9 protein-coding genes are annotated in these 13,588 nt (G+C 60.4%); 1 reads left to right on the forward strand and 8 read right to left on the reverse strand.

All coding sequences use genetic code 11. The features are described 5' to 3' along the window. Positions 1-51: 51 nt before the first annotated feature. The 4 genes from PspTeo4_RS27200 to PspTeo4_RS27215 all read right to left on the reverse strand — a co-directional run bounded on the left by PspTeo4_RS27200 (position 52) and on the right by PspTeo4_RS27215 (position 3,251). Positions 52-786, reverse strand: coding sequence for an amino acid ABC transporter ATP-binding protein (locus tag PspTeo4_RS27200; RefSeq protein ID WP_322366783.1), 735 nt, complete (start codon positions 784-786; stop codon positions 52-54). Continuing rightward, positions 783-1,454, reverse strand: a complete 672-nt coding sequence (locus tag PspTeo4_RS27205) for an ABC transporter permease subunit (protein ID WP_322366784.1) — start codon at positions 1,452-1,454, stop codon at positions 783-785. The genes PspTeo4_RS27200 and PspTeo4_RS27205 overlap by 4 nt, the downstream gene beginning before the upstream one ends. After that, a complete protein-coding gene (locus PspTeo4_RS27210; RefSeq protein WP_322366785.1) occupies positions 1,455-2,201 on the reverse strand; it encodes an amino acid ABC transporter permease in 747 nt (248 codons plus the stop codon). 132 nt (positions 2,202-2,333) lie between these two features. Further along, positions 2,334-3,251, reverse strand: a complete 918-nt coding sequence (locus tag PspTeo4_RS27215; RefSeq protein WP_322366786.1) for a glutamate/aspartate ABC transporter substrate-binding protein — start codon at positions 3,249-3,251, stop codon at positions 2,334-2,336. 332 nt (positions 3,252-3,583) lie between these two features. Between PspTeo4_RS27215 and PspTeo4_RS27220 the strand changes: the two genes are divergently transcribed. Continuing rightward, positions 3,584-8,023, forward strand: a complete 4,440-nt coding sequence (locus tag PspTeo4_RS27220; RefSeq protein ID WP_322366787.1) for an NEL-type E3 ubiquitin ligase domain-containing protein — start codon at positions 3,584-3,586, stop codon at positions 8,021-8,023. A 54-nt stretch (positions 8,024-8,077) separates the two neighbouring features. Here the strand turns inward: PspTeo4_RS27220 and glpD are convergent, their stop codons facing one another. The 4 genes from glpD to PspTeo4_RS27240 all read right to left on the reverse strand — a co-directional run bounded on the left by glpD (position 8,078) and on the right by PspTeo4_RS27240 (position 13,475). Further along, complete coding sequence (gene glpD, locus PspTeo4_RS27225; protein ID WP_322366788.1) at positions 8,078-9,619, reverse strand: glycerol-3-phosphate dehydrogenase; 1,542 nt, start codon at positions 9,617-9,619, stop codon at positions 8,078-8,080. Positions 9,620-10,063: 444 nt separating this feature from the next. Next, positions 10,064-10,819: a DNA-binding transcriptional repressor GlpR gene (glpR, locus tag PspTeo4_RS27230; RefSeq protein ID WP_322366789.1), complete on the reverse strand. Its 756-nt coding sequence runs from the start codon at positions 10,817-10,819 to the stop codon at positions 10,064-10,066. Between the two features lie 240 nt (positions 10,820-11,059). Then, positions 11,060-12,559, reverse strand: coding sequence for a glycerol kinase GlpK (gene glpK, locus PspTeo4_RS27235; protein WP_322366790.1), 1,500 nt, complete (start codon positions 12,557-12,559; stop codon positions 11,060-11,062). 64 nt (positions 12,560-12,623) lie between these two features. Next, the gene (locus PspTeo4_RS27240; RefSeq protein WP_322366791.1) at positions 12,624-13,475 is read right to left on the reverse strand and encodes an MIP/aquaporin family protein; all 852 of its coding nucleotides are present in this window, start codon (positions 13,473-13,475) and stop codon (positions 12,624-12,626) included. Between the last annotated feature and the right edge of the window lie 113 nt (positions 13,476-13,588).

Consider the following 13,588-nt stretch of genomic DNA (forward strand, 5'->3'; position numbering starts at 1 on the left):
GCTGCCCGGAGGATGTCGGGCAGCGGTGCCAGCCGGCTTATGGTCGCAGGATCAGTGTTGCAGGATCTTGCTGAGGAAGTGCTGAGTCCGTTCGTGGCGGGCAGTCGGGTCGCCGAAGAAATCTTCCTTCTGGCAGTCCTCGATGATGCTGCCCTTGTCCATGAAGATCACGCGGTTGGCCACTTTGCGAGCGAAGCCCATTTCGTGGGTTACGCACATCATGGTCATGCCTTCGTGGGCAAGTTCGACCATCACGTCCAGCACTTCGTTGACCATCTCGGGGTCCAGCGCCGAGGTCGGTTCGTCGAACAGCATGACGATCGGGTCCATCGACAGCGCGCGGGCAATCGCCACGCGCTGTTGCTGGCCGCCGGACAGCTGGCCCGGGTGTTTCTTGGCGTGGGCGCCGAGGCCGACGCGGTCGAGCAGGGCCAGGCCCTTCTTGGTGGCTTCGGCTTCACTGCGGCCCAGGACCTTGCGCTGGGCAATGGTCAGGTTTTCGGTGATGGTCAGGTGCGGGAACAGCTCGAAGTGCTGGAACACCATGCCCACCCGCGAGCGCAGTTTTGGCAGGTTGGTTTTCGGGTCGGCGATGGAGGTGCCGTCGACCACGATGTCGCCTTTCTGGAACGGCTCCAGCGCGTTGACGCACTTGATCAGGGTGGATTTGCCCGAGCCCGAAGGGCCGCAGACCACCACCACTTCACCTTTCTTGACCTCGGTGCTGCAGTCGGTCAGCACCTGGAAGTCCCCGTACCACTTGTTGACGTTCTTGATGGAAATCATACGGTGATCCTTTTTTGCAGGCGCTTGACCAGCCACGAAGCGGAGAAGCTGATGAGGAAGTACACGACACCGGCGAAGATCAGGAACTCATGGGAGCGTCCGATGATGTCGCCGTTGGAGCGTGCCGAGTTGAGGAAGTCCACCAGGCCCACGGTGTACACCAGCGAGGTGTCCTGGAACAGGATGATGCTCTGTTGCAGCAGCAGCGGGGTCATCTTGCGGAAAGCCTGGGGCAGGATGATCAGGCGCATGGTCTGGCCATAGGTCATGCCCAGCGCATACGACGCGCCCATCTGGCCCTTGGAGATCGACTGCACGCCAGCGCGGACGATTTCGCAGAAGTACGCGGCCTCGAACATCATGAACGCCACCACGCAGGAGGTGAAGGCACCCACCGGGGTGTCCTCGCCGGTGATCCAGCGCAGCACGAACGGCACCGCCAGGTAGAACCAGGTGATCACCAGCAGCAACGGGATGGAACGGAAGTAGTTGACGTAGGCGCCGGCCAGGTTCGCCAGCAGCTTGCTCGACGACAGGCGCATCAATGCCAGGAGGGTACCCAGCACGATGCCGCCGACCACGCCCATGACCATCAGCTGCAGGGTCATGACCATGCCGTCCCAGAGGGCGGGCAGGGCGGGGATGATTTCGCTGAAATCCATGTCCATTTACTTGCCTCCCACGGAAATCAGGCCAGGCACCGAGACTTTCTTCTCGACCAGGCGCATGAACAGCATCAGGCCCATGTTCAAGGTGAAGTAGATCAGGGTTGCCAGGGTGAACGCTTCGAACAGGTTGGCGGAGAATTCAGCGGTCTGCTTGGTCTGCGCCAGCAGCTCCATCAGGCCGATCAACGACGCCACCGAAGAGTTCTTGAACACGTTGAGGAACTCGGAGGTGAGCGGCGGAATGATGATCCGGTAGGCTTGCGGCAGCAGCACGTTGTTGTAGATCTGCGGCAGGCTGAAGCCCATGGCGCGGGCGGCGGCTTCCTGGCCGCGGGGCAGCGCCTGAATACCGGTGCGCACCTGTTCGCAGACCCGCGCGGCGGTGAACAGGCCCAGGCAGATGACCACGCTGATCAGCGCCGAGGTGGTCGGGTTGAGGTCCTGCTTGAACCATTCCTGCAGGCCCTCGGGCAGCAGGTCCGGCACCAGGAAGTACCAGATGAACAGCTGTACCAGCAGCGGCACGTTGCGGAACAGCTCCACATAGGCGGTGGCAATGCCCGACACCAGGCGGTTCGGCACGGTACGCATGACGCCAAGCACCGAGCCCAGCAGCAGCGCGATGATCCAGGCGGAGATGGCGATGGCGATGGTCCAGCCCAGGCCGGTGATATACCAGTCCAGATAGGTTTCGCTGCCCACGCCGGTGGACTTGAAGAACACGCCCCAGTCCCAGTTGTAATTCATCGGGATTTCCCCTCAGACGGTTGTTTCACGGGCACCTTCGAGCATCCAAGGGCGTTTAACGCCCTCGGATGAAAGGGTAGACACTTAACGGTGGCCCGCACGGCAAATGTGCGGCGGGCCACTAACCGGGGATCAGGACTTCTTCTCGTCCGCGGCCTTGTCGGTCGGCTCGGCGATCAGTTTCTTCAACTCGTCGCTCATCGGGAACTGCAGGTTCAAGCCCTTCGGTGGGATCGGCTGCTGGAACCACTTGTCGTAGCTCTTGTTGACCTCGCCCGACTTGAAGTAACCCACGATGGCGTCGTCGACCGCTTTCTTGAACGCGGCGTCATCCTTGCGCACCATGCAGCCGTAGATTTCGTACGACTGCGGGGTGCCGGTGATGACCCAGTCCGACGGCTTGCGTGCCTTGGCCATTTCACCGGCCAGCAGGGCGTCGTCCATCATGAAGGCCACGGCGCGGCCGCTTTCGAGCATGTTGAAGGCTTCACCGTGGTCCTTGGCGGAAATCACGTTCATCTTCATCTGCTTGTCGGCGTTCATCGCCTTGAGGATGCGCTCGGAGGTGGTGCCGGCGGTGGTCACGACGTTCTTGCCGGCCAGGTCAGGGAAGTCCTTGTATGCCGGTTGACCGTCCTTGACCTTGGTCAGCAGACGGGTACCGACTTCGAAGATGCCCACCGAGAAGCCGACCTGCTGTTGGCGCTCGACGTTGTTGGTGGTGGAGCCGCACTCGAGGTCCACGGTGCCGTTCTGCACCAGTGGGATACGGGTTTGCGAGGTGACCAGGTTGTAGCGGACCTTGATGTCCGTGCCCAGTTGCTTTTTCAGGGCTTCGACGACGGCCAGCTGGATGTCGTGGGAGTAGCCCACAGGCTCCGGTTTGCCGGCCAGGTAGGAAAACGGAATGGAGGAGTCGCGGTGGCCCAGGGTGATGGTGCCCGAATCCTTGATCTTCTTCAGGGTGCCGGTCAGCTCCTCGGCCATGACTGGCGAAGCGATGACTGCAGCCGCGATGGCGGCGCCCAGCAATTGACGAACGATACGCATCAAATTTTCCTCGACGTGTTTGTTTTTTTTATGGAGCCGTTGGCGGACTCTTTCGTTCAACGAATACAGCAAGAAGCGGTGTGCATTCGGCTACCAAGTGTAGAGCATGACTCGTGCCAAGCCCTGATATTGATCATAACGCCGCGAAAACACTGGGGATTAAAGTTTTCCTACAGCCAGGCGCTGCTGTTTTTCGTCCGATATTCCGAATGAATTGTTTTTTGCCGTTCGGGTATCCGAACGGTCAGGTGCGGAATAACCGTCAGAATTAATTACCACTTTCGTCGAGGCGCGCTGTGGCTTTGTGTCTTCATCTACAGGAGGCACAACCCATGAGTGGCACCATTGAAACCCCCGGCCTTGCGCCTACCCCCGCGGCTATCCCGGCTGACTCCATCGATGCGGCAATCGCCAGATATCTACCTGACTGGATGATCAATACATCGGTCGAGTCGCTCAGGAGCCTGCATCTTGCGCTGAGTGCGGAACAAGAAAGCGCCGAGGGGGTAAATGAACTGCTGGCCAGTATTCCCGGTTTGCTTGAGTTCTCCATTGCTCGGCTTGAGAAAAAACTGCGTGAATCGCACAACGTCAAAGTGGATGTAAGTGCTGGCTCGCTGTGTACGGTGGTGCGAAAGGAATACGCCAGTATTTTCCCACTGCCTCCGGTCGTGCGGGTCGTACGTACTTCTTCAGTGCCCATATTGTCTGCGGCCTTACACAATTTTGCTCTGGACGAGTTGCAGTCCCGGCCACTCATCCGGCAAAGGTTGGAGACCTCCTCGGGCGCGGTGTTGCCGATTTCCTTCGTTCAGTTCGCCAAGCTTTGCCGCGAACTCGACCTGGGTGGGCTCTACCAGAATGTGCTGCGAGAGAAGTTGCTGCCAGTCGATGCGCAGGCCAGGCACAAGGTCGATCAGATGCTTGAAGAGGCATTGCGATCTGCCATGGAAGCGGCCGTGCGTGTTGCCGGGCTGAAGGCGCTGATCGATGAAAACTGTTGCTCACAGATGCTGCAGGTTTGCGCGAAAACGGAGCCGGAAAGCGCAAACAGGATCGAGCCCCTGCCGACCACCACACTCAAGAACCGACAACTCTATGTGCTGGGCAAATGTGTACACGGGGTGGTGACCGTCGAGGTCAGGAACCGCGATAACACGCTGCACAGTGTGCTGGTGTGGATCCCGGGTGACCCCGTGCAGCCCGTTCAGTGTCATCAATCCTGGGAAGGTTTCTACAACGTGCTGGGGCAGCGTTTGCGTGAGCAGACCTATGCCGCCTTCTTCGCTCGATTCATTGCCGAAGCGGACCGTATTGCATTCAGTGCATTGCTCAAGGAGCGCAAGGTCAGCGCAAAGGCCGGGACATCACTCGAACTCGATTGCCGAAACCTGCCGGTCGAGCAAGCACTGTTCGCCTACTTGCGAGCCCAACGCATCGACAAGATGCTCAATGATGCGAAGGTAATGGCGGTTCCGACCGGGGTTGAAGATGCCGAAGACCGCAAGGCGCGCTTGAAAAGTTATGAAGATGCCGGCTTGACCTTGCTTGGCCTGGCCGGCTTGTTCATACCGGTCCTGGGAGAGGTCATGGTGGGAGTGGCCGCGCTGCAGATTGCCGATGAGGTCTACGAGGGCTATCAGGATTGGCGGATAGGTGACCGCCAGGGGGCTCTGAAGCATTTGTTCTCGGTGGCGGAAACCGTTGGGGTGGGGGCGGCTGCGGGCATCGGTGCGGCTGTCGGTGCCCGCCTGCTCGAACGTGTAGCGTTCGTCGATGAGCTGACGCCGGTGCTGGTTGGCAATCAGCGCTTGAAACTGTGCTCCAGCAACATGAAGCCTTATAGCATCGCGAAAGCTGGCGAGCAGCCTGTTGGGCAGATTCATGTCGGTCCGGAGGGTGGTCATCTGCATTTGCACGAAGGGAATTTCCTGCTGGCCAGTTCAAGGGACGGCAAGGACTTGTCGATTCGTCATCCCAAGCGCGAGGATGCCTATCGGCCCTTGCTCGAACGCAACGGTAGTGGCAGTTGGCGCCATACGCTCGAGCGGCCGCAGGAGCTGGTGGGTGAGCTACCCCTGTTGCGTCGACTGGCCGCGAGCTTTGCCGATATCACACAAGATCAAGCGACGGCCCTGCTCGATAGCACAGGCTTTGACGAGGCCCGCTTGCGGCGTCTGCAGGTGGAGAACGCGCGGGCACCTGCGCGACTTCAGGATGCGCTGGACCGTTATCGCTTGCACACTTCGCACCCGACCATGGAACCCGATGCATTCGAACTGCTGGTTGCCGCCGCCCAGGATGCCGAAGAGGTCGAGGACTTGTTGTTGCGCCGGCATTTCCCTGGGCTGACCGTGCGCGGCGCCAAGGAAATACGCCGGCAGGTCGACAGTGCGGCCCTTGAGCAACTGAATGCGACGGGGCGAGTGTCGCTGGGCCTGGCGGAACGAGCGCGCTGGTTCTTGCGAGACAGTCGCCTGGATCGTGCCTGCGCGGGGTTGCGGCAAAGAGCGGCCGTCAATGCCGACACGGAAAGACTCGCGCTTGGGCTGGTACAGGAACTTGCCGCCTGGCCAACTTCGCTTCGTGTCGAGCTCCGAGCAGGTTCCCCGGAGGGCGAGGTGGTAGGGCAAGCGGGGGCAGAGGTTGCCGAGCAGGTCGTCTGCATCGTGCGAAAGGATGGCGGTTACAGTGTTCATGATAAAGCCGTTGGCGGCCACTCGGACATCACCACCACCGACAGCCTCATGAACGCCATTCTGTTTGCCATGAGCGAGAATCAGAAAGTGCTGCTGGGCAGTGCCATGCTCAGTGAGCAGGAACTGATCAACGTGCTGGCGACTCATGCCCGAAGCCATCGCGATACCGCCTCCAGGCACATTGGACAAGCACCGATCTCCGGCGGTGTACGTCCCCCTGTGCGCTTTGCCGACGGTCGGCTCGGCTACCCGCTCAGCGGCCGAGGAGGGAGCCGTGCGCAAGCCAGCAGGCGCGGGATTCGGCAGATTTTTCCGACACTCGATGATGACCAGTTACAGCGCTACATGCTCGATATCATCTCTAGCGGGGCGGACCCATGGTCGCGCTATGAGAGGCTGCACGGGCAGTGGATGAGACTGCGTCAGGGCTTGGCGAGTTGGCGGGCCGAGTACGTGAATCTTCTCGACCTGCTGCGGCGTAGCAGGGTGATCAAGTCGATCCGCCGTTGTTGGCGCCGCAAGTCAGGGGTGCTGGGCGACGGCACCTATGCCTTGGACATCCGCGCAGAGCGAGTGGGCCAACTGCCGAGATTGCCGGAGAACATCATGTTCGAGCATGTCACGCGGTTGACGCTGCGCGATATGGACCTGGTGGAAATTGACGCTGACTTCCTCAGGCGTTTTCCAAACCTCAGGGAACTGGACCTGCGTGACAATCGATTGCTCTCGATTCCATCGGGCCTGGAGTACTTGCCTGAGCTTCGGGTGCTGAGCCTGGACAATAACGAGATCATCTTCACGCTGCCGGATAACGAGCGGTTGAGGGCGCTGCACAACCTTGAAAGTCTGCAGATCAACTTCAACCCACTGGGCATCGCACCCGAGGTAAGGGGGTTGTTGAACCTGCGCAGCGTGGGCATGCGTGGGGCGCAACTTGCGCAGCTGCCTGAGGGCATCCGGCAACTGCCGTGGCGCGGCATTGTCGACCTGAGGGAAAACCAGATCCAGCAGGTCAACCAAGACCTTCAAGGGCTACGGGATCGACTGCAACAGATGGCCTTGCGTGGCAATCCTCTGGACGAAGCCAGTGAACGTTATGTGCAAGCGCAGCCCGGCCCTTCGAGCGCGATACATGCCAGTGACCAAGGAAGCTTGAATTACCGAGAGCATCTGCAACGCCAGGCCGAGTTGGCTCAGTGGCTGACGGGAGCGTCCGATGCGCAGCGCATCGCGCGCGAGCAGACATGGCTCAACCTGCGCAATGAGCCGGGTTCAAATGACTTTTTCCACTTCCTGCATGACTTTGGCAGGTCGCCGGATTTCTTGAAGCACCCAAGTTATTACCGGGCACGGGTATGGGCCATCATCGAGGCTTGCGAGCAGAACACCGAGTTGCGTGAGCTGTTGTTCGTGCAGGCGGGCGGAATGGCGACCTGCGAAGACCGTGTGCTTTGGCTGTTCAGTCAGATGGAAGTGCGTGCACTGGTGCACCGTGAGACGGCGGGTTTGTCGCAGATGCAGAGCGAGAGGGCGTTGATGAGACTGGGGCGCTCGCTGTTTCGCTTGCAGGAGATCGACAGAATTGCAGCGGAAAAACTCAAACGCCTCAGAAACGCATTCGCCAACGATCCGGAGCGCCTGGAGCGTATTGACGATATCGAAACCTACCTTGCCTACCGGGTGGGGCTTGCCGGGCCTTTGCAGTTGCCGGCCCAACCACTTCGGATGCACTACCTGCCGGAATCGTTGGTGACGGTGGAAGATATCAATGCCGCCAGGGTTGAAGTTCTGTCTGTGGAAAGCGCGGACAACAATGCTCGGCTTATGCAGTCGCTTGCCGAGCAGACGTATTGGCAGGACTACTTGCGCAACACGTACTTCCTGCGTTTCAGGGCGCTTGTGGATGCGCAGCGTCAAGCCCTGGAGCTTGCCGAATCGCTGGTAAGCGAGGGAGTCATCAGTGAAAACACGTATCTGGAGCAGTGCAGGGTGCTGACCAGGGACCTGGAGAGCAAGGAGCGTGTCTTGATCGAGCAACTGACTCAGGAGGCCTTCATGCGCTGGCCACTGTGAATTGCTGTGCGGCGTGACGCGGTGCATTGCCTGGATGCACCGCGTCGAGTCGGTTCAGGCAGCCTGTACGCCAGTCGATGAGTTGCAGACTGTTTGCTTGAGGTAGTCCTTCAGCACTTGCTGTTCGCTCGCCGAGGTAAACAGGCCCAGTTTGGTTCGCCGCCACAGAATGTCGTCGGCGCTGATAGCCCACTCTTGGCTACGCAGGTAGTCGACCTCACGGCTGAACAACCCGCCACCGATAGCCTGGCCAAGATCGTCCGGCCCGCTGACACCTTCCAGCAGACCCCACACGCGGCTGCCATAGGTTACGGCCCAGCGCTTGGCGATATCGACGGGTAGCCAGCCGTACTGGGCCAGAATGGCATCCACCAGTGCTTGGGCAGTGGTCATGTTCTCGCCACCCGGCAGTGTTGCCTCGGCCGTCCAGCTGCCGCGCATCTGGGTGAAGAACGGCTTGAGTTCCGCCATGGCTGACTCGGCCAGCTTGCGATAGGTGGTCAGCTTGCCGCCGAACACCGAGAGCAAAGGCGCCTGGCCTTGTTCGGCGGACAGCGCCAGGGTGTAGTCACGGGTAACCGCCGAAGGGTTGTCCGACTCGTCATTGCACAGCGGGCGTACGCCGGAGTAGGTGTGCAGGATGTCGGCCCGGGCCAGCTGGTGGTTGAAATGCTCGTTCACCACCTTCAGCAGGTAATCGGTTTCCTGTTCGGTGATGGCCACTTGGGCAGGGTCACCACTGTATTCGCGGTCGGTGGTGCCGATCAGGGTGAAGCGATCCAGGTAGGGAATGCAGAACACGATGCGCTGGTCTTCGTTCTGCAGTATGTAGGCATGTTCGCCTTCGTACAGGCGCGGCACGATGATGTGGCTGCCCTGGATCAGGCGAATTCCGTACGGCGCGCTGAGCTTGAGGTCGTCCTTGATGAAGCTGGCGACCCAGGGGCCAGCGGCGTTGACCAGCGCGCGAGCACGGATGGTCTGTTGGCTGCCGTCGGCGTGCTGCAGTTCCACTTCCCATACGCCTTCCACGCGCTCGGCGCGCAAGCAGCGGGTGCGGGTGCGAATGTGTGCGCCTTTTTCACGGGCGGCCATGGCGTTGAGCACCACCAGGCGAGCGTCGTCCACCGCGCAGTCGGCGTATTCGAATCCGCGGGTGATGGTCGGTTTGAGCGGGTAGCCAGGGCCGAAGCGCAGGCTGCGCGAGGCGCCCAGGCGCTTGCGTTTGCCCAGGTGGTCGTACAGGAACAGCCCGGCACGGATCATCCAGGCCGGACGCAGGTGTGGGCGGTGCGGCAGGACAAAACGCATGGGCTTGACGATGTGAGGGGCCTTGGCCAGCAGGACTTCACGCTCGGCCAGGGCTTCACGCACCAGGCGGAACTCGTAGTGCTCCAGGTAGCGCAGCCCACCGTGGATCAGTTTGCTGCTGGCCGAAGAGGTGTGCTGGGCCAGGTCATCCTTTTCGCAAAGGAACACCTTCAGCCCCCGCCCGGCGGCGTCGGCAGCGATGCCCACGCCATTGATGCCACCGCCGATAACGGCGAGGTCATAGCAGTCGGCGTGTGGGGGCTGGGACGAGACGGGTTGGGACACGGGCAAGGCCTCCTGAAGCTATTCGAATCGAATATGAACATTAATGTTCGTTTCCGAAAATACTAGCGCAACACAAAGCCAGTCGCCAGTCAGTCTTTATAGAAAAAACTGATGTGATGACAGGAAAGTGAACAATTACGAAAATTTGAGTGATCGGCTTGAGGGGGATGTCTTCTGTGAGATCGAGCGCCGCCCGCGCGGCGCATCGCGAGCAAGGCTCGCTCCTACGTTTGTTTCGGGCCAGTGATGCCTGTGGGATTTGCGCGCGAACGCTTTGGCGCATGGTTTGAAGTCGCGTCGTGCAAACAAGGCGGTCGCGCGCGCCTTTCACAGGCGTTACTGGCCGTAAACAAACGTAGGAGCGAGCCTTGCTCGCGATGCGCCGCGCGGGCGGCGCTTGATCTCATCAACGCCAAGAATCTTGCGGCATGCCCCCGCCAGCCTTCAAACCACGTCGAGGCGAATCTTGTACTGGTTGAGCAACTGGGTAAGTGCAGGAGAAGGGGATTGGTCGGTCACCAGGCAATCGACCAGGCTGATCGAGCCCAAACGAACCATGGCATTGCGCCCGAACTTGCTGGAGTCGGCGGCGAGGATCACTTGGCGGGCATTGGCGATTATCGCCTGGGAAACACGCACTTCCTGGTAGTCGAAGTCCAGCAGGCTACCGTCCTCGTCGATGCCACTGATACCCACCAGGGCAAAATCGACTTTGAACTGGTTGATGAAATCGACACTGGCCTGGCCTACCACGCCGCCATCGCGACGCACCGTGCCGCCAGCGACCAGCACCTCGAAATCGTCCTTGGCCGCAAGAATTGCCGCCACATGCAGGTTGTTGGTGATCACTTTGAGGTGGTTGTGGTTCAGCAGTGCCCGGGCAATCGACTCGGTGGTGGTTCCGATATTGATGAACAGTGACGCGTGGTCGGGAATCTGCCGGGCCACGGCTTCGGCAATGCGCTGCTTCTCGTCGCGCATCTGATCGGCGCGCATGGCGTAGGCGGTGTTCTCGACGCTCGAATCATAGGCGGCTCCACCATGGTAGCGGCGCAGTAGATTGAGCTCGGCGAGCTGGTTGATGTCACGACGGATGGTTTGCGGGGTCACGACGAACAACTGCGCCATTTCTTCGATGCTGACATAGCCACGTTCGCGGACCAGCTCGAGAATTTGTTGTTGGCGAGGGGGCAGATTCATGGGCGGTCCTTAGGGGCTGCCGGACAAATTCTGCAATGATGCCGTAGGAAGTGGATGACGGCCAGTAGCTGGGCTGTTGTAAGTGCCGACCTCTTCGCGGCGGTCCGGCGCACCGGTAAACCCGCTCCCACAGGAATACCAGCGCTTTCGGTGCTGGTGGTGTCCCTGTGGGAGCGGTTTTACCGGTGCGCCGGACCGCCGCGAAGAGGTCGGTCGTTTCACATCGTCCTAAAAGGCGATTCAGGCGTCGTGATCTTCCCAGTCGCGAGTACGTTCAACAGCCTTTTTCCAGCCCTTGTACAGCTTCTCTTTTTGGGCTTCGTCCAGCTGCGGGCTGAACTCTCGCTCGATGATGGCCTTGTCGCGCAATTCGTCCAGGCCACTCCAGAAGCCGCAGGCCAGGCCGGCAAGGTAAGCAGCACCGAGTGCGGTGGTTTCGCGCATCTTCGGGCGTTCGACGCAGGTGCCGAGGATGTCCGCCTGGAACTGCATGAGGAAGTTGTTGGCCACCGCGCCGCCGTCCACGCGCAGCTCTGACAGGCGTTCGCCGCAGTCCTGCTGCATGGCGTCGAGCACGTCGCGGGTCTGGTAGGCGATCGACTCCAGCGCGGCGCGGATGATGTGATCGACTTTCACGCCACGGGTCAGACCGAACAGTGCACCACGGGCGTACGGGTCCCAGTAGGGGGCGCCCAGGCCAGTGAATGCCGGCACCAGGTAAACGCCGTTGCTGTCCTTGACCTTGCTGGCGAAGTACTCGGTATCCAGGGCATCGTTGACGATTTTCAGCTCATCACGCAGCCACTGTACGGTGGAGCCACCATTGAAAACGGCGCCCTCGAGCGCGTAGGCCACTTCACCACGCGGCCCGCAGGCGATGGTGGTAAGCAAGCCGTGGGAGGATTTGACGGCCTTGTCGCCGGTGTTCATCAGCAGGAAACAGCCGGTGCCATAGGTGTTCTTCGCCTGGCCGGGTTCCACGCACATTTGCCCGAACAATGCCGACTGTTGGTCACCGGCGATACCGGCGATGGCGATGCCGCTCTTGGTGTGGCCGTATACCTCGGAAGAAGGTCGAACTTCAGGCAGCATCTGGCGCGGGATGCCCAGGATTTCCAGCAGCTTTTCGTCCCACTGCAGTGTGTGGATGTTGAACATCAGGGTACGCGAGGCGTTGGTGTAGTCGGTGACGTGCACCTTGCCACCGGAAAATTTCCAGATCAGCCAGGTGTCGACGGTACCGAACAACAATTCGCCGCGCTCGGCGCGTTCACGAGCGCCTTCGACATTGTCCAGAATCCACTTCAGCTTGGTACCGGAAAAGTACGGGTCGGTCACCAGCCCCGTGGTTTCGCGGATGTACTCTTCATGGCCGTCGCGCTTGAGCTGGGCACAGATTTCGGTGCTGCGACGGCACTGCCAGACGATGGCGTTGTATACCGGGCGGCCGGTTTCCTTGTCCCAGACCACCGTGGTTTCACGCTGGTTGGTAATGCCCAGCGCCGCGACTTGGGCATGGCTGATGCCCGCCTGCGCCAGTGCCTCGACCATGGTCGCGCTCTGGGTGGCGAAAATTTCCATGGGGTCGTGCTCGACCCAGCCGGCCTGCGGGTAGTGCTGGGCGAACTCTCGTTGTGAGGTGCCGACCACGTTGGCATCACGGTCGAAAATGATGGCCCGCGAACTGGTGGTGCCCTGGTCCAGGGCGATGATGTAGTTCTTATCCTGGGTATCTGTCATGGTCGTAGGCCTTGCAAATTGATTAGGTCAGGGCTTGGGCGGGCGAAGTCTCGCGACGCCGGTATCAGTTGACTTGAGTATCGCCCTGGGGATTGTCGTTTGTCTCAGTGGTCGCGTTTTGCGCCACCGGCAGGTTGCGAGCGATCAGGCCGCGGTACAGCGCGGCACCCAGGCAAGCGCCGAGAATCGGGGCAAACACCGGTACCAGGAAATAGGGTATGTCCCGTCCGCCAGTGAAGGCGATTTCGCCCCAGCCTGCCAGGAAAGTCATCAGTTTGGGCCCGAAGTCTCGGGCGGGGTTCATCGCGAAACCGGTCAACGGCCCCATGGCACTGCCGATCACCGCGATCAACAGGCCGATCAGCAGCGGAGCCATGGCGCCGCGGGGCAGGCCGTTGTTGTCGTCGGTTAGGGCCATGATCACGGCCATGAGAATGGCGGTGATGACCACCTCGACCAGAAACGCCTGGCCGAAGGACAGCGACGGATGCGGATAGGTCGAGAATACCGACGCCAGTTCCAGGCTGGCCGGGCTGCCACGCAGCATGGCGTGGGCTTGTTCGAAATCGAAGAACAGGTTGCTGTAAAGGGTGTAGACCAATGCTGCACCGCAGAAGGCGCCGCATACCTGGGCCAGCATGTAGAAAGGCAGTTTGCGCTTGTCGAAGCCGGCGAACAGGGTGAGGGCGATGCTCACGGCCGGGTTCAGGTGCGCACCGGAAATACCGGCGGTGAGGTAGATCGCCATGCTGACGCCCACGCCCCAGATGATGCTGATTTCCCAGAGCCCGAAGCTGGCGCCCGCGACTTTCAAGGCTGCGACGCAGCCGGTACCAAAGAAGATGAGCAGCGCCGTACCGAGAAATTCGGCCAGGCATTGGCTGGACAGAGTGGGTTCGCGCAGAGCAGTCGTCATGTATGACCTCGTTGTTTTTGTTGTGAGGCGCTTGGCGCTCGACAGCAAAGCCCGACATCGATCCCCATTGACGTCGGGCGGGTACAGGAAATGCACCTTATAAGTGCACCATT

Source organism: Pseudomonas sp. Teo4, assembly GCF_034387475.1.
Lineage (GTDB): Bacteria > Pseudomonadota > Gammaproteobacteria > Pseudomonadales > Pseudomonadaceae > Aquipseudomonas.